At 36.2% G+C, this 22298-nt stretch carries 23 protein-coding genes; 12 read left to right on the top strand and 11 right to left on the bottom strand.

Going from position 1 to position 22298, the window contains the following annotated elements; all coding sequences use genetic code 11:
• Positions 1-24: 24 nt before the first annotated feature.
• The 11 genes from BGC07_RS05975 (at position 25) to tnpA (ending at position 10567) form a co-directional block, all read left to right on the top strand.
• Positions 25-1203: a hypothetical protein gene (locus tag BGC07_RS05975; RefSeq protein ID WP_069312359.1), complete on the top strand. Its 1179-nt coding sequence runs from the start codon at positions 25-27 to the stop codon at positions 1201-1203.
• Positions 1204-1567: 364 nt separating this feature from the next.
• Positions 1568-2659: a hypothetical protein gene (locus BGC07_RS05970; protein ID WP_069312358.1), complete on the top strand. Its 1092-nt coding sequence runs from the start codon at positions 1568-1570 to the stop codon at positions 2657-2659.
• Entirely contained in the window at positions 2646-4127 is a 1482-nt protein-coding gene (locus tag BGC07_RS05965) for a hypothetical protein (RefSeq protein WP_069312357.1), read from the top strand. The genes BGC07_RS05970 and BGC07_RS05965 overlap by 14 nt, the downstream gene beginning before the upstream one ends.
• 156 nt (positions 4128-4283) lie before the next feature.
• Positions 4284-5498, top strand: coding sequence for a hypothetical protein (locus BGC07_RS05960; RefSeq protein ID WP_235602971.1), 1215 nt, complete (start codon positions 4284-4286; stop codon positions 5496-5498).
• Positions 5499-5625: 127 nt separating this feature from the next.
• Positions 5626-6252 carry a hypothetical protein gene (locus BGC07_RS05955; protein ID WP_235602970.1) on the top strand — a complete coding sequence of 209 codons (627 nt, stop codon included), beginning with the start codon at positions 5626-5628 and terminating at the stop codon, positions 6250-6252.
• The gene (locus BGC07_RS05950; protein ID WP_069312355.1) at positions 6233-6661 is read left to right on the top strand and encodes a hypothetical protein; all 429 of its coding nucleotides are present in this window, start codon (positions 6233-6235) and stop codon (positions 6659-6661) included. The genes BGC07_RS05955 and BGC07_RS05950 overlap by 20 nt, the downstream gene beginning before the upstream one ends.
• Before the next feature lie 108 nt (positions 6662-6769).
• Entirely contained in the window at positions 6770-7285 is a 516-nt protein-coding gene (locus tag BGC07_RS05945; RefSeq protein ID WP_158006879.1) for a DotU family type IV/VI secretion system protein, read from the top strand.
• 19 nt (positions 7286-7304) lie between these two features.
• On the top strand, positions 7305-8588 hold the full coding sequence (locus BGC07_RS05940) for a hypothetical protein (RefSeq protein ID WP_069312353.1): 1284 nt from the start codon (positions 7305-7307) through the stop codon (positions 8586-8588).
• Positions 8569-8781, top strand: coding sequence for a hypothetical protein (locus BGC07_RS05935; RefSeq protein WP_069312352.1), 213 nt, complete (start codon positions 8569-8571; stop codon positions 8779-8781). The genes BGC07_RS05940 and BGC07_RS05935 overlap by 20 nt, the downstream gene beginning before the upstream one ends.
• A 24-nt stretch (positions 8782-8805) precedes the next feature.
• Complete coding sequence (locus BGC07_RS05930; protein ID WP_069312351.1) at positions 8806-10059, top strand: metallophosphoesterase; 1254 nt, start codon at positions 8806-8808, stop codon at positions 10057-10059.
• 79 nt (positions 10060-10138) lie between these two features.
• Entirely contained in the window at positions 10139-10567 is a 429-nt protein-coding gene (gene tnpA, locus BGC07_RS05925) for an IS200/IS605 family transposase (protein ID WP_069312350.1), read from the top strand.
• Between the two features lie 87 nt (positions 10568-10654).
• Here the strand turns inward: tnpA and BGC07_RS05920 are convergent, their stop codons facing one another.
• The 4 genes from BGC07_RS05920 to BGC07_RS05910 all read right to left on the bottom strand — a co-directional run bounded on the left by BGC07_RS05920 (position 10655) and on the right by BGC07_RS05910 (position 13832).
• Positions 10655-11596 (bottom strand): GRP family sugar transporter, encoded by a 942-nt coding sequence (locus BGC07_RS05920; protein WP_077216784.1) that lies wholly within the window; start codon positions 11594-11596, stop codon positions 10655-10657.
• Positions 11597-11673: 77 nt separating this feature from the next.
• Positions 11674-11823 carry a hypothetical protein gene (locus BGC07_RS20565; protein WP_158006878.1) on the bottom strand — a complete coding sequence of 50 codons (150 nt, stop codon included), beginning with the start codon at positions 11821-11823 and terminating at the stop codon, positions 11674-11676.
• Between the two features lie 23 nt (positions 11824-11846).
• Positions 11847-13043 carry an APC family permease gene (locus tag BGC07_RS05915; RefSeq protein ID WP_069312349.1) on the bottom strand — a complete coding sequence of 399 codons (1197 nt, stop codon included), beginning with the start codon at positions 13041-13043 and terminating at the stop codon, positions 11847-11849.
• A gap of 30 nt (positions 13044-13073) precedes the next feature.
• The gene (locus tag BGC07_RS05910) at positions 13074-13832 is read right to left on the bottom strand and encodes an SDR family oxidoreductase (protein WP_069312348.1); all 759 of its coding nucleotides are present in this window, start codon (positions 13830-13832) and stop codon (positions 13074-13076) included.
• Between the two features lie 517 nt (positions 13833-14349).
• Here BGC07_RS05910 and BGC07_RS05905 point away from each other — a divergent pair.
• Positions 14350-15117 carry a hypothetical protein gene (locus BGC07_RS05905; RefSeq protein ID WP_069312347.1) on the top strand — a complete coding sequence of 256 codons (768 nt, stop codon included), beginning with the start codon at positions 14350-14352 and terminating at the stop codon, positions 15115-15117.
• A 336-nt stretch (positions 15118-15453) separates the two neighbouring features.
• On the opposite strand, the gene BGC07_RS05900 is transcribed toward BGC07_RS05905, so the two are convergent.
• From BGC07_RS05900 to BGC07_RS05870, 7 genes are all read right to left on the bottom strand, one after another.
• Positions 15454-15942: a hypothetical protein gene (locus BGC07_RS05900; protein ID WP_069312346.1), complete on the bottom strand. Its 489-nt coding sequence runs from the start codon at positions 15940-15942 to the stop codon at positions 15454-15456.
• 236 nt (positions 15943-16178) lie between these two features.
• Positions 16179-17597, bottom strand: a complete 1419-nt coding sequence (locus BGC07_RS05895; RefSeq protein WP_069312345.1) for an SGNH/GDSL hydrolase family protein — start codon at positions 17595-17597, stop codon at positions 16179-16181.
• Positions 17598-17977: 380 nt separating this feature from the next.
• On the bottom strand, positions 17978-18784 hold the full coding sequence (locus BGC07_RS05890) for a symmetrical bis(5'-nucleosyl)-tetraphosphatase (RefSeq protein ID WP_069312344.1): 807 nt from the start codon (positions 18782-18784) through the stop codon (positions 17978-17980).
• Positions 18785-18796: 12 nt separating this feature from the next.
• The gene (gene apaG / locus BGC07_RS05885; RefSeq protein ID WP_069312343.1) at positions 18797-19189 is read right to left on the bottom strand and encodes a Co2+/Mg2+ efflux protein ApaG; all 393 of its coding nucleotides are present in this window, start codon (positions 19187-19189) and stop codon (positions 18797-18799) included.
• A gap of 13 nt (positions 19190-19202) precedes the next feature.
• On the bottom strand, positions 19203-20021 hold the full coding sequence (gene rsmA / locus BGC07_RS05880) for a 16S rRNA (adenine(1518)-N(6)/adenine(1519)-N(6))-dimethyltransferase RsmA (RefSeq protein ID WP_069312342.1): 819 nt from the start codon (positions 20019-20021) through the stop codon (positions 19203-19205).
• On the bottom strand, positions 19963-21003 hold the full coding sequence (pdxA, locus tag BGC07_RS05875) for a 4-hydroxythreonine-4-phosphate dehydrogenase PdxA (protein WP_077216782.1): 1041 nt from the start codon (positions 21001-21003) through the stop codon (positions 19963-19965). The genes rsmA and pdxA overlap by 59 nt, the downstream gene beginning before the upstream one ends.
• The gene (locus BGC07_RS05870) at positions 21003-22298 is read right to left on the bottom strand and encodes a peptidylprolyl isomerase (RefSeq protein ID WP_069312341.1); all 1296 of its coding nucleotides are present in this window, start codon (positions 22296-22298) and stop codon (positions 21003-21005) included. Before BGC07_RS05870 ends, pdxA begins: the two co-directional genes overlap by 1 nt.

Below are 22298 nucleotides of genomic sequence, written 5' to 3'. Positions count from 1 at the left end.
GATTTAACTAATAAAAAAGAGTTGTTGGCTATTTGTTGTAACAAGTATGGAAATGATAATTCTGTTTCATTCTATGATTATTTGTTTCAAACTTTGCGTTACTACAATTTACAATTAAGATACGATGGTATAAATAAATATATTATTATCGGTGAAGATAATACTAAAGATTACCAGCTTAACTATATTGATGGGATGCTAATAGAGCAATGTGAATTAGATAGATATCAACCTGCGCTTTTTGATACTAAGGCATTTAATACCAGAATTGACGCTAGTCCTGAAGCGCTTGAAAAGCCTATAATGCAATATTTAGCAGTTGATCATGCTGATATTGATGGTGCTGCAACACTGATAGATCAACGAAACAAGCAATTAGATTCATGTGGCTATGAAGTAAGAGTTGTTACTTATGGAGTAACTGAGTTGTTGCAAAATATTAGCCAAAATATGGGGTTATCTATAAGCTCTAATAGTGATATAGAGAAATATATACCTAAGCCTTTAATTGGAAAAACAGTGAAACCCTGCTACTTTTCATGCTCTATAACAAAAGATGTGGAAATAAATCAAATTGGCTTTTTCAAACAGGATGCTTGTGATTCTCGACTTAACTATCGCATTAAAACTAAAATTAAATTTTTAGATATTTCCTGTGATTATACCAGCTACCCTGAGTGTCAAATGCTAGATTATCCAATCAATGTTCAGGGTGTTGTTAAAAAACAACAGGCTGATGATAAATATGAATACTATATTAATAATATAGATGCAGCGATGAAGTCAGGAGAATTTTCTTACACGGTTGAAATTCCTTATCTTTTTGATGAAGATAATAAGCCTTTGCAAATTGCTGCTTACTTACCTAGTTTATATTCAGATCAGGTTTATCACCCTTATGCTAATGGTGTTAATGTTAACCTTAGCTTATGGAGAGAAAAGGCAACTATTACTGGTGCATTAACATTATCTATTGATCCCGGATTAATTAACCAGGACGAACAGGCTAATATGATAAATTTTGGCAAAGAGCGTAATTCATGGATCAAATCATGTGATAAGTCAAATAAAATTGAATTAGAACTTAATAATGCTAATGGAGAAAATAAACAGTCAGTACGATTTACTGATCAAGGCTTATCTTTAGTTTTACAAGCAGTGGAAGTGAAGGTTAGTTATGGAAAAATACTTGCCTTCAATTAATAAATTATTGACGATACAAACTATGTTAATTGCTTTAGCTATAGTCATAGTCTTGATCGTTTTAATTAAAAAATTAAAGCTAAAGAAATATTGGGTTTATTTGAAAGATTTTTTTCGATATTTATGTGTTTAATAAGTACTCGGTTTCATTAACTGGACTTAAGCTGTATAATATTTTTATTTTAAGAAAAAAACCTAACCAAGCCACAGATAATACTATCAAAACTTGATTATCGAGCTGATGATTTAGTCTACCAAAAAAGTATTTTCAGTGTGTTAGGGAATTCAATATTAATTAATTTAGTTGTGAGTGAGTGGGAGAGTGCCCCTAGCAAGCGATTTAAAGTATTAACTGCTTTTTCTTATGCGTCAGAAAAGTAAATTGAGCCCCACAGTCATTATTAGCTCCGAGCTTGCAGAGTTGAGTGAGGTATCTGCTGCCTTTTTTCAAAAGCAATTATTTGGATTGATTGACCTTATTAAAGATATTAAATTTGTTGTTAGTACAAAATTACCTCAACTCATAGCTGAGGAGCTTATTGGCCTGGAAAATCAAAATCGTGTTTTTGGAAACATTAATGAATTTTTGTCAACGCTTAGTATGAGCTTGAATGCAGCACTAGTAGCTATGTCAACAGATAAATATACACGCTATGCTGATAGTATTGGTATAGTTTGCCATTATCACAACAAAATAGAGTCACAAGTAAAAAAAATAAATGCGAGTAGAGTGAGCCATACACTGTCATTGAATTCAATGTTAAGACAAGCTCAATTGCATCATCGTTTCCCTTTGGTTATATATGGGGTCTTATTTGGAAGTATCTCATTGATGACTGTTGGAGCCTTAGATTATAAACATAAACTAATTGTAGCCAGTCAAAATAATGCTACAGATAAGCCGTTTTATACAGTTATTTATCCTGATATTTTATTAGTTGATGCAATAAATAAAGATACTATAAATAAAGTAAGGCGGCAGCTGGTAACGGGTATCTCAAAGAATTCCAATAATCCTTTAGGAAAATTATACCATCAAATTTATCTGTCAAATAATAATAGCGAATTTGCTAGTTTTGTTAAAGGCCATATTACCTTAATCGCAGAAATATTATCGGTTAATCGTGATAAATTATTAATTTATGTTGAAAGCAGCCCACTTACTCATTATCAATCTTATCACTTCAGCCAAGAAAGGGACATGATCGACATTAATATTATTGATCGTGTTCTCGCTGACCCCAAGATTACAGTTCAAGAGTTTAAAAATAGCCAGCATAAAATTAGGCTTTATCTCGCTGATAAGTTAAGTCAGTGTATAGATACAATTAAAACGAGTAAGAGTGAAGCTATTATTGATAATAAATCGATAAAATCATTGTCTGCTATTATGAAAATTAAAATTCATGAGCCTAATAAGAAAATAGACTTTTTTAATCTTATTGAAAAAAGTTGATATGATCAGTGATCAATATACTGCTAATCCAGTTGATTATCGGGGGAAGAATATTAATATCATTGCTCTAAAAGCAATTATTAATGATGTTTCAAGATATTATAGTCAACACAGTGCCAGTGTTATGAACTCAAGTTATAGTGGTCAAGGTGTTGTAATGAACAACCCTTTTTCTGGCAAGCAGGCAGAGATTAGTAGCCTGTATACTAAACTTTATGTAACAAGTGTTATTTTGCCAGGATTAAAGGATTATCAATCACTACAGAAGAAATTAGATGGTATTATTGACTTATCTGAGCTTAATCAGCTTATTAGTCAATCAATGGATAATTACATTCAAAGATATATAGATAATTATTATAGTTTTTCACATGTTTTATTTTCAGCAAGCGTTAATAATACAGAGGATTTAAAAATTTATCTTGAAAACATTGTTTCTTCAAATTCAATCATCTATAAAGGGTTAAAATATATTAAAGAAAATACTGAGTTTGATGATGGGGAATTTAAGATCATTACAAGTAAGTTTTCATTTCTAAATGACCTCTATAAAAATTATGAAAATAGCGATTTCGTTTTATATCTAAATTCAATTTATAATACAGTTTATGGGGGCTATAGCTTAAGTTTGCAAATGCAAAATAAGCGGTTAGTTAAACTGGTGTATGGTTATTATGGCAATATCGAAGATAATCCTTTAAATAAAGTAAAAAGCTGGCTCCCTATCACTGTTAGTTCTGTGATACGGGATAATTTTACAGTAGTATTTAACCAAATTATTAGGATCGGTTTAAATGGCATTAGGCGTAATATCCAAGAAATATGGCAAACGCAGCTACAGACACTGATTGATCACCTTGATAGTTTTTATCCATTAATTATGACTTCAGATAAAGTGATTGATGTAAAGACACTTGATCAGAGTGTTAATCCTAAGAGTGGTTATTTCTGGCAAGTATTTGATCAATGGTTAAAGCCATTCTTGATTTATACCCCGAATGGTTGGATTAACAATCAATCCGTTGTCAATCAAGGGTTATTGTCATCACACCAATTAGCACAAGTCAATCGTATGATGGAGTTATCTAAAAATTTTTGGCAAGCAAATGGTCAGCCTAAAGTATTAAATATTAAAATTTATCCAGAAAAGATGATGAATAGACAGCTAGAAAACAAAAACTTTGTTAATATGAGTTTTTTAAAAGTAGGTCAGGATACGGTGATTGGTATTAATGTCTTTGGAATTAGCCAAACAGTTGCTTATGCATGGTGGAAAGAGCAAAGCTGTTCTGTAGGCTATCAGACCTCATCAGGAAGTACAGTTAATATTTTTAATGATTATACGCCATTGTGCTTGTTTAAATTGATGTCCAAAGCAAAGACAAATAATGGTACATATCAATGGCAAGATAAACAGTCAGATATCCGTGTTGCTTATCGATTAACAGGGCTAGGGCTAGAAGTATGACAACAAGGGGGCAAAATTTAAAAACGAGAGGTCGCATTTAATATTGATAAAATATATAAGCAGTTTTATCAATATACAGCAAACCTTAAGAAAAATAGATTAATAGATCTCTATCATAGTTTATTTTGTACATTACCAATGTCTTCTCTGGTAAAAATGAGTTATTTGGATAATAAGGCAGACCCTTGTATAGATAAAGGCCAACCATTGTCTGTAGCTTGTAGTGGTAATACGTTTCAAGTAATGAACTTATTTGAAACTCAGCTCTATAATATTATTGATATCAATATTTCTTTAAGTAATGAGAAAATTATAATTTCACTGAAGTTTAATGAAGAGGTAACCATTAATGCCCAGTCTCGTTTTCGATTTCATTTATGTCATGAGCGTGCAATATATAATATAGTTCTTCTTAACTTTCTAAAGGGGAATGTTTGTGGATCTCAAGCGATTATTAATAATAACCTCGAACTCAAAGCTAATATTGATTATCAAAATATAGAAAGCTTTATTTGTCGCAACCATTTATTGCGTCAATTGATCGATGCTCCAGAGCACTTTTGCTTTTTTGATATTATAGTTAATGCTACCATGCCTTATGAGGCACACTCAATTGACTTTTATATTCCGCTAAATTCACATGAATATGTAGGTGATGTGATTGATGCTCTACAGTTTAATACTTTAACCTTATTGCACCTACACAAGAATCAGGCTCGCCGAATTTACTTAAATGATGCTGAGCATTACCCCTTGATTTTAGAAAAAGATAGTGATGAGTTGTTCTCAGTAGAAAGTATACATAGTGAAAAAACTGATATTTATCCTTATTATCTCTTTCATGAGCAGTCAGTATTAACCTACATGCTGCACTATAATAATTTAGTCTCTCCAACAATAGAGTTTCATTATAGCGATAAATTTCGAGTTGGTTCTGTTGATGTAGAGTGTATATGTTGTAGTCACTTTGAGTTTGATCAAATAGAACAGATCAGTAATTTGGATGAAAATATCATATTTTCTGCGGTTTCAAGTCATTCAATGAAGCGTATGCATTATGATGATCGTTTGTTGTTGGTTGAGCGCTTTATGGATATTCATTTTGGAAATGTGGCTGAGCTTAGTTCGATTCAACTTTTCTTTGATTTATTAATTGAAAAGGATAACGCATTATTCCGTTTGCGTAACCATATTTCAGGCATTAAAACATCGAGGGTTTCAGATAGCTTTATCATCTGCTTGCATGTACTGATAGCTGAACAGGGAGATGAGTATTTATTTGCTTATGTATGTAATGTATTACAACGATTTATTAATTATAACTTTACTAATATGCTGAATTACCGTGTCGATTATAAAGTACTCAAATAATATAAATATTTTGATTAAAACCTTAGTTAATCAAGGAGTTAATTATAGTGATATTTACTTTAGTTCATGTGTAGGTCGTCACTCACCAAGACACTATATTGATACAGTGTCTTTGCAAGGCCAATCAGTGAAGTTAAAAATTAATGATGGTTTGTTAACTGCACAATCAAAACTTGATGACCGATCAATTGATTGTATCTTGTACGATAGTAAAACAGCTGAGAGTATTTACATACAGTATATCGCTGATCAGCTGTTAAAGTTTGAGCTTGATACTATTTTACAAGAGCATTCAGGAATAGAAGCTATGCTTGCAAAAAGTAGGTTAATCCCGAGTATTTCCAAGATTAATTGCCATAGCTTAGCAATAATAAGGAGGTTATTTTCATATGCTTTAGCAGGGTTAGATTTTGAAGTTTCTCTTGAAACCTTTAAAGAGCAGTGTAAAAAACAGCCATTTCAATTTTTGGAAGATCAACTCTCTGGTTACTCAACATTAGGGCGATTTTCAGAGTTCTCTGTAAAGTGTATTAAGGTAAATATATATTCAAATATTATACTATGTAAAAGAAAAATGGCCTGCTTAGATAGAGTTATTATAAATTATAAAGAAAATTTTATGAATCATCGAGTGGTTGTATATGGCATTATTTATAAAGATTATATTAATAATCGATTGGAAAAGATGAAAAAACTACCACAGTCGAAGTTAGATTATCACCGGGTAAAAATATATGAAAAAACGATTAGTTAGTATTTCTTATTGTGTATCTATCATGGCTGCAGTAGTTATGCTCAATAGCTGCTCCATGCTTGGTTTAGGTGGTGATCCTAAATTTAAGATTAAAGTTAAGACTGATAAGTACGTCAATAATGGAAATAACTTTTATTTGCTTGTTGTTCAAGATGACAGTAAAAATTATATTGGCAATAATTACTATAGTCTTTATAGTCAGTTTAATAATGATAAATATAAAAAATATTTTATTACACCAAAATATAAGTCTACTTATTTGTTTTATTATACATATGATAATAGTAAACCAATATCGCTTTACTTTTTATTTAATAGTGAGAGTCGTCAATGGAAAAAACGTGTCAAGGTAGGTGTTGAAAGCGTGATTGTTGAAGTAAACAATAACATCATCTCTTCAGGAAATTAATAGAGGTCAATATGCAAGCTGCGATATTCAAAATTTCTAGTTTCTTAGTAGCAGTGAAAAAATATAAAGAAAGTGACATCAATCCATCTGATTATAGAAGCAAGCTTATTGGTAATATTAAAGAGATTAATCATTTTTTTAGGTAAAACTTACGGCGGGGATGTTGCATATTTGATTGCTTTTGCATTGACGGTATATCTTGATGAATATGTTAACTTAAAGGTTGGTTATAAAGAGGGAGAGGCTTGGGAGTTGGTGCAGCGTGAAATGTTTGATTTAGATACTGGTGGTAATTATTTCTATAAAGCTTTGAATCATATTGTCAGTAATAAATATTACCCTAAGATTGTTTATCAAGTTTATTATTTTATTTTAAAAGATGGCTTTATGGGGGAGATGGTTAACCATAATAGTAATGTGGCAAGGGACTATTTAATTCAGCTAGAAAATAAGTGTGAAGGGAATTTGGCTGATACTAATAAAACCTTATTAAATTTTAATACAGAAGGTAATATAGAAACTAAGAAGAGTAGTATATTGAAAATACTCTCAAATTATAAGGCTGTTTTTATATGCGCATTTTTTCTGTACTTAATTTCAACAATGATTGTGTATTTTAATTAAATGTAAGTGAGGATGTAAGGTGCCTAGCAGTAATTTGAGAACAGATTTAGAAAATAATGGTTTGGATCGATTAATTAGAACTTTTAAGCCTGATAATAGTAAGTTATCTTTAAAAGAGCGTGAAGATAATTTAAGAAGGTTATGTATTCTTGGAAGAGTAATAGCCATACTTCGTTATAATAGATTTGAAATATGTGGCCAGCCGCCTGACTATGACTATAGTTTAGGTGAGTATATTATGCATGGTGGCCGGTTGTTATTTGACTTAAGCCAGTTGAACCGTGGAGGTAGAAAATTTTTCAGAGAGTTCATTCTACTGGAAGATCAAAAAGAAAGCCCCATATATTCTCGCTCTGCTGCAACTCATGCTTTTAATGATTTTGGCAAGGTTAGAGAACTTAAATTAGGTACTCTAAAGTCAACCAAGTGTGCAATTCAAAATTTATTTAATGGATCTATTTTGAGAAATAATACCGGCCATTGGGGGCTTGATATTCCAATAGGAGGGTATGGAAATACAGTAGAGTCACTTGATGGCAAAGAGCATTTGATTGATAGCAGTGGAAAATTTGGTCATTTATATATTTTATGCAATGGCAAGTATCCAAATGCAGTTATGGTTGGATTAGAAGAGTCCAAACCAGCGCGAACAAATAAAGTTAGTAATGATACTCATGGCATAAATGGTCAGGGAGGTAAATACTCTGCCTGTATAGTTGATAAAATAGGCAATATGCAATCAGCTAATTGTGTTGATAGAGCCTCTATTGATAAATACTCTAGTCGAGCAAGAATGACTGTTGCTAATATAGACTTTGAGGGTAGTCAATACAATTGGAATAGAGTTTTTGTCACTACAAAAGACATGCTATGTGCTATTGAATCTAGGATAGATCATGAATCAATGTCTAGTTTTTTATTATCACCTCACCCTAGATTTATTCATGTAAAATCAAAAGTCGAAAGGTATCGAAAAATGTTGGCTTATAGATTAGATGATACTGTTGAGTTTATTAAGTCAAAGATTATTTCTGAGAATAATATTAACTCTCATGAGAGCTGCCATATTATAAAAAGGGTTATTGATGATATATTTAGTCTTAGGGGGGGTGTTGTTGGTATGATCACATCCTTATCATCAAAGTATAAGGTTAATCTAATTAGTTACTTGCCAACGATTCAATCTTTGTCGGTGCAATATAAAATTTGTAAATTCGGTGGTCTTGATAGTTTTATTTTGGGTATTGAAAATGAGCCCTTGACAAGTGAAGAGATTAGACTTCTTGCAGCAAAAAAAAATTGATATATTAAATGTATTAGATGCAATGAAATGCAAAGATATCGTTATTGGAATAGTAAAGAATATATTTGATACTGAAACTAATATGGGGAGAATATTTCACACAAAGCGTGAGTGGACACTTAGGAGTCCTGATCATGATAGAGGGGCTTTTAGAAAGGCTAAATTAATACTTGGTAAGCAATACACTGTATAAAATTTTACTGAAGAAGAATATAGTATGCCAAAAATATGTAATGATATTTTGAGTGATAGTTTTGAGAGCTATCGAAAAAAATTTAATAAGAAGTATAGATTTAAATCCATACGAGAAAAGTGCCATTTTAGAAACAAAAAGCCTGCAGATAGCCTTGACCTTAGTTTTAATTTAGGCTCTGTAGATAGGTTGGATTTAGTAGGGTGTCAAGGTGTTAGTGGCCATAGTGGGTCTATATATAACTCTGGAAATATTTTTAGTGTATTTCACAATGAAAACAATCAAAGTGAAGTTGCTTATATGTTGAATGAGAAGAGAAGACGTTGGCGTGTACATCCTGATAATTTTCAAATTCGCTCTGGCTATATAAGTCCCAGATATCGAGATGAATCAGTGATGGCGAAAACAGTAACATTGCTCCTAGGTGATAACTTTTACTCTGATGGGTTGGGCTATAAAAAGTGGTTTACAACATTTAACCCAGGACAATCAAAGCATTTTGCATTTAATTTTTCTAGGTTGCCTTATGGTAGGTCATTTGCGATATTAGGGAATCATGATTGGGGCTTATGGGGAAGGGGCGGTTCACATGACCTTAAATACAAATTAAAACTAGCGCATAATCAAGTAGATGTTTGTTACTCGAATGAGAAACAAACAATTGATTGGAATATGCCTTATCGTTATTATCACTTCACTACAGGTTTTGCAGATTATTACTGTATTGACTCAACCTCTTTTCCAGATGATGAAAAGCAACAGGAGTGGCTGAAAGCAGTTTTTTGTAGAAAAGATAAGGATGGCAATAAATGGCAGATACTTGTTTCTCACCACCCTTTAGTTTCTTTAGGTAAGAGAAATCTTCGTAATCCAAAAAGTTTGGGGGATCGCTATAAATATACAAAGTATTTTACCCCAACTGTCAGTAAAAGTGGTGTAGAGGGACCTCATAATAAATATTTATATGCTTTATTAGAGAGTTATAGTTTTGATATTATCCTTTCAGCTCATGATCATTTCTTAGCAGGATACTACCTCACTAATGGTGCGTTTCAAGTCATTTCTGGTGGAGGTGGCGCAAAATTAGAAAAAATTGAGTGGGATCATACAAGAAAGTTATATTCTAGTTTAAAATTTCCTGTTCTTATAAAAGAGCCTGAGATTTATCAATCTCAGCATGGTTATATAACGATGTATGTGTATAGCAATAAAATTGATTTGCATTATTATTGGCTCTATAACGGCTACAAAAAAGTATCTGTGAGGAAGCAAAGATAGATAGAGTTGATGTATCTATACGGTCGCAGACAGAGCACCACGGGTGGGTGAATGAGCCTTTGGGCGGTATAATGATTGGATGAAGGCATATAAATCAGTTCATGGAGTGTATAAACTCCAATATCATATTGTTTGGGTATGTAAATATTGCCGGAAGGTCCTGAATCTTGGAGTCAGCCCGTATATTGAGCGGGTATTGGCAAAACTACTGAGAAGTATGCCTGGCGTGTTGTTGGAGTCGGTTGGCTTTGATGAAGGTCATGTTCATATGCTAATGGTGATACCCCCTAAATATAGCGTATCAGGCGTAATGAGAGATTTAAAAAGCCGATCGACGGCTTATTTAAGAAAGAAATTTTCTTGGTTAAGTCGAGTATATTGGAAAGAGAATATATTTTGGTCGCCAGGCTTCTTCGTAAGTAGTGTTGGAGTTGATGAAGAAGTTATTCGTAGATACGTTGAGTACCAAGGTCAGGAGGATTCAGGTCAGATCGAACTCGATCTGTAACAGCATAATGCAGTTATGCAGCGGTGCTTAGCCGCCTAAGCACCTCGGACTCCGGTCTGTGGGTATCTATATTTCTGTAGTTTGCACTTATGAGAAATAATGGGACATTATCACTAAACCAAGACCTAAAATATAGCTAACAAATCCTAGTGCTAGTAGCGGCCATGTTTTTTTATAACTTGCAAACTCTTTCCACAAAAATACTCCCCAAAGTGCTGCAACCATGGTTGCTCCTTGGCTTAGCGCATCAGATATTGCAAATCCAGCGGCAGCAGAACCGAATAGCACACAAGAAAGCCCAGTAGCCCAAACCAATCCAGCTGCAATTGAATAACCAAAAGATTTAGCCTTAAAGCGCTCATTGCTATTTTTAAATTTATTTTTATAAATATACCCTAATACTAGAGTGGACAGTAGCACGCCAAAGGCAAAAGCTGGCACTGCGCTAAAGGCACTGATATGCTCAGGTTTTGTCATTGAAATCATTAAAATTCGAAACACCCAACCTAAAATTAATCCAGCAATAACCGCATAGAAAATACCTATTTTGGAACCATGTGCTGCATGTTTGCTTTTATCTCGCAAGTAACAGGCGTAAGCATCAATAAAAATGGCAAAGACTATCGTGGCAACACCAGTAAATAATAAATAAACATTTGCAGAAGGCTGAGCAATATAATTGGTAATAACACCTTCAATTAAGGCGATGCCAATCCCAATTGGAAATGCAACAGACATGCCGACAAGGCGAATGGCCTTTGTTAGCAATATATTACCACCATTCCACACTAGCCCAGCTAACAATGCAAAACCTAAGGCGGAGAATTTGTCACTATCGCTCATCATCGCAGGAACATAGTAGAAACCTATCCCTAAAATGATCAAAGCGGCTAGGAATATTCCTATAGAATAATTGATATAAAAACGTATGAAAGATACGCTAGCTAAGCGCTGAAAATTAGCCCAGCTTCCCCAACATAGCATCGCAACAAATAACATAAAAACAGCTAATGGGTAAGAATGAATCACGCTATCTACCTGTGATTAAAAATTAATTGTGATTTAAGCGAGGCATTATAACTTATATCGAAACAGAGTTGTAGGTCTTACGTTTTCTTAGTAAAAAAAGTTCCGATACCAATCACTATCCAAATTAAGCCAACGATTAAAATAAATTGATTCATCCCTGCTAAAATCCATAGCATGACCAAGCAGCCTATCACCGGGGCTAATAAATAACGTGGATAATTTTTCAATGCAGGTATCCAATTATTTTGAGTTAAATTAGTGGAAATTCCTGATTTTTAATAAAATACAAATAAATGACAGCAGTATTTAATAAAATAAAGCCAATAATCGCACCAAAATTAACGAGTGAAGAGAGTAAATCAACTTGGCCGATGCTGCCTAATATGATTTGTAATATCATGATAATTAAGATATTAATCTGTGGTACTTTACTTTTGGGGTTGATTTTGCCGAAAATTGCCTTCGGTAAGGTGTTATCACGCCCCATGCCAAATAAAATGCGCGAGCATGATGCAGTGGCTACAATATTGAATACCCCCATGGCAAGGACGAAGCCTGTTGTATAAATCATTCCCATCACCTGGCCACCTGCCATTTGGGTGATATGAAACAACGAGCTGCTGATCCAAGTGGGGTTGTTGATATAATCATGCCAATTAGGAATGACGAGCATGCCTAAATAACCGGTAATAATCATGGTCGTTGCACCGATGATTAATGATAGGTAAATCGCTCGTGGCACATCACGCCGTGGATTTTTGGCCTCTTCTGTGAGTGTAGAAATAGCATCAAAGCCTAAATAGCTTAACATACCGATAGAAGTGGCAGAGGCTAAAGCCCCCCAGCTGGAAAAATGAAAAGGCTCTGAGCTGATTAAATGTCCTACCCCCATATGGTTTACAACAATAGCATGGCCCCAAGAAGTAAAACCAGCAAAAATGACAAGCTCACCAATGATTAATAACCATACACCTAATTTTGCGATAGGCTTAATACCTACTAGATTTAATCCTCCAGTGATCGCAATAAATAATACTAGCCACAGATAGTAAGACGTTTGAGGAAAGAGTTGTTGTAGATAAATTGCTGAGCTGGCCGCTGTGACTGAAGGAATCACCAGATAATCCAGTAAAATCGCCCAACCGGCGATAAACCCTAAACTAGGTGAGATTCCTCGACCGACATAATTATAGACTGAGCCTGAAAGTGGGAAGTTTTTTATTAAAATCACATAGCTAAATGCTGTGAATATCATGCCAAAAAAGGCAAGTAGATAGGGCAGAGCAACGGTACCACCTGATTGCACCATAACAAAGCCAAAGACGATGGCGGGGGCAATTGGGATCATGTAGTTCAAACCAAAGGCGGTGAGCTGCGCAGTATTTAATGATCGGTCCAGCTCTTGTTCATAGCCAAAGGAATTGAGTCGTTGGCTCTCTGTTTTCATCGTCACAGCATTTAATCTCTTAATTTACAATTAATCAAGTAAGGCTTCTGGTAAGATCTGCCCACCATCGACGACAATCGATTGGCCGGTGACATAACTTGATTCATCACAAGCAAAGTATAAGCTTGCATAGCCGATATCTTCAGGCGTGCCTAATTTACCGGTTGGAATTGTTCTCTCTTGTGCTTTAATATAATCCGTCCCAAGTTCTTCCAAACCCTCGGTTAAGATATTGCCTGGCTCTACGGTATTGATAGTAATGCCATATTGTGCGTATTCTATCGCTGCGGTTTTCACAAAACCATTAATACCGGCTTTGGTTGAACTGTAATGAGCTAAGCCTGGGTTGCCAACACGTACACCAGTAATTGATGAAGTAATAACCACTTTGCCATAACCGGCAGCTTTCATATGTTTTAAACATTCTTTAGTGATTAAAAAAGTTCCACGTAAATTAACATGATGGACGTGATCCCAATCTTGCACTGTCATCTTTTCAATCAGCACATCTGGGTAAACCCCAGCATTATGGCACAATACATCAATCTTTCCCTCTTGCTCAACCACGTGATTAATGAGTGCCTTAACCTCTTCTTCATTGGAGATATCACAGGGGTAAGTCATGGGGTGGCCTGCAAGTTCTTTAGCACACTGTAATAGCGCCTCTTGGTGTCTAGCAACAAGATAAAGTGTTGCGCCCTCGTCAGCAAAAACTTTGGCAATGCCTTTACCAATGCCACGGCTAGCACCTGTCAGAATAACTACCTTATTTTTCAATCGATTAGCCATAATTAACTCCTTATCACTTTGCCTTGAAGTTTACCCTAAATATTAACTTTTAAAAAGAAAAGCACTAACAGCAAATCCACTGGCCTTTATATAGGTCAAGCAGGCTAAGTAGAAGATATCTGTTCAAATGAGCTTTATGATACCCATCAGCTCATTGATTGCTACATAGAAAAAATAACTAACTGTATATAACTATTAGCGATTATGGCAATTAGGAACAATTTGTAGAATTTCAAATTAAAACATAATATTCTAGCAAGTTAATAAAACTATATAAATGTAACTTGTTGTTAATTATGATTTTAATTGAAAAAATATACAAAAATGGTCAGGCTGCTATTGATTTGCAAATATAAAAATGTTAAAAACCATTAGCGTTTCCTTAACAAACAGAACATTGGAGTTCTATGCATGAATTTGTGTTGCATGCGAGTCGACTAAATTTATCGCAAAAAATTTTAATTTTAATGAATTTAAACTTATTTACCTTAATCACCATTAACAGGGTTGAGCGCTTATGATTTTAGAGCGAAACACACAGTTTCACTACATTACCTATCAAGGGAAGTTGATGTTTAGTGATTTAGCATCGACTCAATTTATCGAAAATATTTTAGGTATAAATTTAACTAAAATAGAAGCAATGAATCTAGCTAACTTATTTTTATATCCACTAGGCTCAAATTATTTAATGAAAGATGTTATTGACTTGAGGTCAGGGAAAAGCAAGAGTATCACTCGCCATGTGATTCTCTTTAGCAAAAAAACATGCTTTGTTACTACGGTTGTAAAAGAGCCTTTATTTTCTCGAGGAAAAATTGTTGGAGTCATTAATAAGGCGAATGCAGGAATTGAGCAAGTCGTAAGCAATCCTTGTTTTACTGAGCTGAACTCTCTTTCCTATAACAATGAAAAATTTTCTAAATCACAGATCCAAATTTTGTTGCTACTCGCCCAGTTTCGTGGTGTTAAAGCAAAAGAAATTTCAAAGACGTTAGGTGTGCAAATGCGTACAACTTATATGTACAAATGCGGCCTACTTAATAAACTGCGTGACACCTTTGACTGTGGTGATGAGATTGATTATAGCGATTGTCTTAGCCAATTATTTCATATCGATCTTGAGCACAATAATCGCGTAATAGTTCTGCCTTTTGAAGAGCTGAAAGCACACTGTGAAAGCTTAGAGAAAAAAAGAACCAATAAAAACCAACTTAAGTGTGTCAATAATTTTGATGTTGCTACCAATGCTTTTCTAGCATTAACAAATTTTTTTAAAAAGTAGTAACCTTGAATTAAGCGATCAAAGGTAACACTCTCATTAGACAGTTATTAATTTATAAAATATCTCTCATGGTGTTTTAAAACTATGTTATTTTCTAGGCTGATTATTTGGAGCACTGTCGAAAATATTTAACGAAGCCAGAGTGCATCTCATGGGGCTGCGTTATAGTAGCGTATAAGCTTACTGAGCTGTGTGCTATGGGCTAAATGAGAATATATCGAAAAATATAAGGCCCATTAAGAACAATACAAATGGAGTGAGAGTAATAGGTAACAGCGATGGTGATCGTTGAGAAAAAGAGCTCTGTTAAGGAGCTCTTTTTAGCTTAGCTGGCCTTTATACAAACTCGGGCACAGGTCCTCGTGCAGCCTCATCAAGATGCTGCTGGTGACGTGCGCCGAATAGGCCAGTATCTTGAAGCTCTATTCCTACAGTTTTAGTGCGTCTGTCTAGGTGAGCCTCAAAGTCTCCAACGACTTCTGAGACTGAGCGTGAATGGACACTTTTCCCTGTTGAGTAGCAAGTCGGCACACTTGTTCCGAGCCCTTTATTAAGCAATTCTACACTTTTTTTTGCTAACCAACCGTCAACAGTACCACCTCTTTGTAAAACTTTCATTAATACGTTACAGCATTTTTCAGAGTCGGCCCCTGGGTTTGTTGTTGCAAAATCTACTAATGCTTGCGCTGTTCCTTGGTGGCTATGACGGCTGCTGGATTTTGGATATTTTTCTAGGTATCTATTACCTAATTCTACGAGCGTGGCTGGCGTGATCGTGTTGAAATTACCATGTTTAACTGTGTTGATTAAAGTGCCAAATTTCATAAGAAGCTACCCCTTGTGCAAGTTATAATTAATTTTTTCTGACTGGGGCTAGCTTACTTTAGAAATATTAACATTATTGTAATTTAATGTAAGTTTATTGTAAATATTATTGATTGCATCGTTTTGATGGACAGAGCTGAGTGTGTACGAAGACGCTAGATGTTTCTGTTTTGATTCTTTTACTGTAGATAGTGGAAAAGCAGCGAGTATAGCTGCTTTTCTAGGCTAGGGTTGATTTAGCTTGTGATTATTTTTGCTCCGAGGGTATTTGCAATTGTTTGGTAGAGCACCTGATGGATTTGTTTGGTGGGGTGGACTCTATCCCAAAAAATATAATTTTCTGGGTTGCTGCACATCTCACCACTTTCTGAGGTTTTAATAGCGACTAATATGTCTGCAGTTCTAGGCAGGGTTGGGTTTGCATTTAGAATTGCACTAGTTGGGTTATTGGCTTGTTGCTGTAACAGAGTGTAACTACCATGCCAGCATGAATCTTCAATGTTGGTTATATGAAGGTTATATTTTTTATTGGTTTGATCCCTGATCACAGGATCGTCGCTGACCAGATCGTTAAATAAAGGCGCTATATCAATGAGTTTAAATACCTCTCCAGAATTAGACTCGTCCGAGCTGTTTTGGTAGCTCTTTACTAGCGCTCGTAATTTATTATTGTGCATTGTTGAGAGGTTAGCGGTGGCCGTTGTATTATGTAAATCGTCTTTACTTTCTGGTGTAAATGAGAGATTCGGTAGTGTTAGAAATACAAATTTTTTAACTCCTTTGGCAATAAGGCTTTGTACTTGTGAGTCAATACTGTTAATTACTTCGCTTGTTAAGGTTTTTTGAGTTTCTGTGGAAATATTATTTTGCACAGTCAAATAATCATTTGCGCCGATAAAAATGATTGCTAAAAACTGGTTATAGTCCTTCCAGTGCTTATCTAACGCATTGGCTTGAAAGGCTGTATTTTCAGAACTTAAACTATAGGGTAAATGTTTTAAGTCTGGATTTAATACCGCCGTCGCGCCGCCAACTGCATAATTGCTTACTTCAATATTGTATTTTTTCAAATCATTCTTAAGTAATTTAGCCCAAACATCTGAATTTGAAAACATGCCATTATAATAACTTTTAGAGCTTGGGATAACACCTTGTGAATATTCAAATAAAGTGCCTTTATCAGAGAGGCTATCACCAAAGACTAAGATTCTTTTTACGTCTTTTAATAGGTCGCTTTTGGAAATATCAAGAGATTTTGGACAGGCTGAGAGGGTGATATTAGGAGTGCCATACCAGTTGTGCCATTCCATCTTGTTATTATCACTGGAGATTTTCCCTGTTTGCTGGTTGACATCAAAGTAGTTAGCAAGCCAGCCATTGTCGAGAGTGAAAGTTAAGTTGCCAATAGCTTGGTTATTTGGATCTGTAAGATTGATTGTTCTGGAGATTGTTGTGTCACTCCAGCGGCCAGTTGATATATAGGTAAATTTTTGAGTAGAGTCTTTTGCGATTTGTTTAGAGAGGCTATTATCCTCTTGTGTAAAGGTAACTGGGGTTGAACAATTATTCTCAATGTAGACGTTGATTCCTGCTTTTCCAAAGGAGAGTATGGGCAAGATTAACAAAGACGAAACAATAATATTGCTTTTTATCATGTTATTTCCTTTAAATAATAAACATAGCATTATTTTTTATTTTGATTGTGTGCTTTTGTTCTGGTCTTCCTTTCGCTTTACTTAAGGCTTAGGCTAGGATCAATAATATGGCTTGGCTATTTTTAAGTCAATACAAAATGTAACATTTTATTATTATTATTTTATTGGCGTGTGTTTTGTTTTTATCTTAAATAATGCTTTACATTAACCTGCAATAAATATAGATTTATTATGTCAAGGTGAATGTATATTCTAATATTGTCGAGATTTTTGATTAATAATCAGGCTATTGCTAATTTAACTTGCGATAGTAAGTTCGTATGAAATGTTGTTAGTTCTTGTTGCACTCGTTGGATGATTGCTGATTGCTGATTGCTGATTTATGCAGGGACCGAAAAGCGTACTTTATCTTCTAGACGCATTGCGGTTAACTCGCCTCCCCAAACACAGCCGGTATCGAGTGCATGAATGTGAGCAAGGCCCGACTGACCTTCGAGGGCGGCCCAATGACCGAAAATAATGTCAAGTTGTTGCCAGCTTGAATTTAAATTTTGAAACCAAGGTGATAAGTGTTCAGGGGCATTAGTTATTTTGCCTTTGGTTTTCAGATCTAGGCATTTTTTGTCATCAATAAAGCGAGTGCGGGTGAGGGTGTTGATAATAAAGCGCAATCTTGCTTTGCCTGTTAGATCTTCTTGCCAGCAATTTGGGTGGTTGCCGTAGAGTTCGGCCATAAAACTCTTGCACTTTGTTTCATCTTGTAACATAAGGTGAACTTCATTTGCATAATTCAGCGTGTTTTTTAGATTCCACTGCGGTGCAATACCCGCATGGATCATACAGGTATTAAGATTTTTATCGTAATGAGCTAAAGGCTGCAGTCTAAGCCAATCAATCAGCTCTTGGCTGTCAGCTGCATTTAAAATTCCATCGAGGGTATCTTTTTTATTTTTGCGAGCATGACCATAAAAGGCCGCGAGCAAATGCAGGTCATGATTGCCTAGCACGACGATACTGTGTTTGATATTTTTAATAAAGCGCAAGCTTTCAAGGGATTGTGGGCCACGGTTAATTAAATCACCTGCAAACCATAGGCAATCTTGATGATCGTCATAATTAATTTTAACGAGTAAACGTTGGAGGGCATCATAGCATCCTTGTACATCACCGATTGCATAAGTTGCCATGTGCCATTGCCTCTAATGTAAAGTCAGTTTTGATTTGAGTAGGGTGAAGGGGCTGATTTTTGCTTTAAATGGGTAACCTTGGTCGGTAACCATATCATAACAGCCTTGCATGATACCAAAAGGGGTTTCGAGCACAGCACCACTGCTGTATTGATAATTACTACCAGCTTCGATATACGGTTGTTTGCCTACAACGCCTGGTCCATCGATCTTTTCTACTTTGCCATTACCATCGGTAATCGTCCAGTGGCGGTGGGTCAGACGTGTTGGAGTAGAAGAGTTATTATAGATGGTGATGGTATAGGAGAATATATAGTGATTTTCCTCTGGAATGGATAAATCCTCGTTGTAATGCGTTTCTACTTCTATTTGTATTGATTGGGTGATGTCTTTTAGCGTCTTCATAAGTTTTAATTTTTTAATTGCTGTTATTTTGCTGTAGTAAGTTACTTAGAGTCACATATTGGGTAAGCGTGATGACTTCTGGTCTTAGCTCAGGTGAAATACCGGCGTGTTCAAGTTGTTCAGTATTTGCCATTGTCTTTAAGCTATTACGGATTGTTTTGCGACGCTGAGTAAAGGCTTGAGTGACTAATTTTTCAAAGTGTTTTACGTTTTTAGCGATGATCTTTGGCTGTTTGTAGGGTTGTAGCCTAACAATAGCGGAGTCCACTTTCGGAGCTGGGTTAAAAGCGCCGGGAGGGACAGTAAAGAGCATATCGACTTTACTATGGTACTGCGCCATAATACTCAGGCGGCCATAATCCGGACTTCCGGCGGGAGCGGCCATGCGTTCGACGACTTCCTTTTGCAGCATAAAATGCATGTCTTCTATTAAGCCTGGAAAGGAAAACAAGTGAAATAGCAAAGGTGTTGAAATATTGTAAGGCAAGTTGCCGACGATGCGTAATTGACTACTCGCTGGGTTATTGCTTTTATCTAATAGCTTGGCAAAGTTAAACTTTAGCGCATCTGATTCATGAATTTGAAACTGACTATTCATGCCAAATTTTTCTTGTAGTCTTGGGATTAAATCTCTATCGATTTCGATAACATCAAGCCTTGCTGCATCAATGGTAAGGTATTCGGTGATTGCACCAAGACCGGGGCCAATCTCAACAATGTGATCCGTATTTTTAGGCGAAATAGCATCGACAATCTGGCGAATAATATGCGCATCATGGAGAAAATTTTGCCCAAAGCGCTTGCGGGCTGTGTGGCCTTGTAGTGATTTCATTGTTGCCTTTTTGTGAAGCGATAGTGATTGCCGTTTTAATGGCTAAATCAAAACTACCAGGGTCTATATTGTCTGTGCCTGCAAGATCAAGCGCAGTGCCATGATCAACAGAGGTTCTTAAAATCGACAGGCCAAGGGTGATATTAATGGCGCGACCAAAACCGCTGTATTTTAATACGGGCAGTCCTTGATCGTGATACATGGCAATTACAGCATCGGCATTTTTTAAATGATGTTCGGTAAATAACGTATCTGCGGCAAAAGGGCCTGACACATTGATGCCTTGTGCACTTAGCACTTGAATAGCTGGAATAATGGTATCGATCTCTTCATGGCCCAAATGACCATTTTCTCCAGCATGAGGGTTTAAGCCACTGATAAGAATGCGTGGCTGCTTAATACCATAATAACGCCGCAAATCTTGGTGAACTGTATTGATTGTATAGCGAACTTTATCTGCTGTAATCGCGCCAGCTACTTGACTTAAAGGCAGATGGGTTGTGACGAGGGCGACTCGCAAAGTTTCTGTTGCTAGCATCATCACTGGTATTTCTCCGGTGATATTGGCAAAGAACTCTGTATGCCCCGAAAAAGGAATACCGGCATCATTAATAATGCCTTTATGTACAGGCCCGGTGACAATACCATCGATTTGGCCTTTTAGATAAGTATTTGCCGCTTGTTCTAATGATTGAATGACATAGCCGGCATTTTCTTTAGCAAGCTGCCCGGGTATTGCAGGTGTTGTAAGCTTGGTGGGAAGCACCTGTAATTCGCCAGGGGTATGTGCCTGAACTTGGTCTAGGCTTGCCAGCTCTTTGATTTTTATTTCTAACGCTAGATGTTGAGCGCGTTGCCTAAGTAAGCCTGGGTCAGCCAAGACAGCCAGTGCAGCAGGATAAGCATGCTGGGCGAGCATAAGAATCAGGTCCGGACCGATCCCCGCAGGCTCGCCCGGGGTAATCGCAAGGCGTGGCAGCATTAGGAGTCACCCTGGCCTAAGGTCTCTACATAGGCCTGATCACGCATCTGTTGACGCCAATTCGCAATATAGGCTTCTGCCTTTTTGATAAAGATGGCTTGCTTGGCCTGTGCTTTTGCCACCGTCTTGCTGGCATCCACTTGACGGCGGGCCGTCACTTCAATTAAGCGCCAGTCGGTTTGTGTGCGGATGGGTTCACTGATGCTATTGACTGGGAGTTTATCAATGCGTTGTTCTAGTTGGGGTGGAAGTTGACCGGGTAACACCCAGCCAAGTTCGCCGCCTTTCGCGCTGGATGTTGGATCTTCGGAGTAATTTTGCGCGACTTTAGCAAATGAAATACTGCCTTTGGTTAATTGCTCACGCAATTGGGTGAGTTTAGCCACGGCTTGTTGGTCTGAAAATATGGGTGTTGTTTTGAGGACGATTTGGCGTACTTTATTTTCGGTGACTTTAATTGCCTGCTTGTGATCGGATTTTTTGCCTGCGAGCTGAATGATTAAATAACCACTGCCAGTATCGATGAGTGGTGCAAGTTCACCGAGTTTTAATTTTTGTGCAGGGCTGACCAGCATGGTGGGAAGCTGCGAAAGTTTAAGCCAGCCTAAACTACCGCTTTTATTTGGGTTAGCACCTTGTGAATACTCTTTGGCGGCTTTGCTGAAGGTTATTTTCTTCGCTTTAATTTCATTTAAGACTTGTTGAGCCTTTGCTTTTGCGTCAGCAAGTGCTGTGTTTGAATTGTCTTTTGCAGAAATTAAGATGGTATTGATGCTATATCGAGTGGTTGCTTGTTGTTTTACTTGTCGGCGTTGCATATATTGGGCAACCTCAGCATCACTGACTTGTAAGCCTGCGCCCGCTAAAACACGTTGTTCTAGATTTCTGATGATCAACTGGTTTTTGAGAAAATTGCGATAATTGTCAACCGCAATACCCTGTTTGTTTAATGCCACCGAAAATTGCTCAGCCGACATGTTGTTTTGGCGAGCAACGCTACTAAAGGCATTGTTGACCAAGTCTGCAGAGGCATGAATATTATTACGTTTTGCCAGCTCAAGCAGGACTTTTTGGGTGATTAAGTTATTAAGAGCGGCCTTTCTGACCTCAGCCTGACTTTGACCGCGCAATTGGGCGGCCATAAATGAAGTTTCTATGGCAAGGTCTTGGCTGGTAATCACTTGGTTATTAACAATAGCAACGGATTGATTTAAAGGGGTTGCTGATGGTGCTGCAAACGTAAAAGCTGAAACGCTTAAACCCAGCATTAAAAATAAACGTTGTAGTGCTTTCAT

The sequence above is a fragment of the Piscirickettsia litoralis genome (assembly GCF_001720395.1).
Taxonomy (GTDB): domain Bacteria; phylum Pseudomonadota; class Gammaproteobacteria; order Piscirickettsiales; family Piscirickettsiaceae; genus Piscirickettsia; species Piscirickettsia litoralis.
The sequence above is the reverse complement of the archived record's forward strand: the minus strand, read 5'-3'. Positions and strand labels throughout refer to the sequence as shown.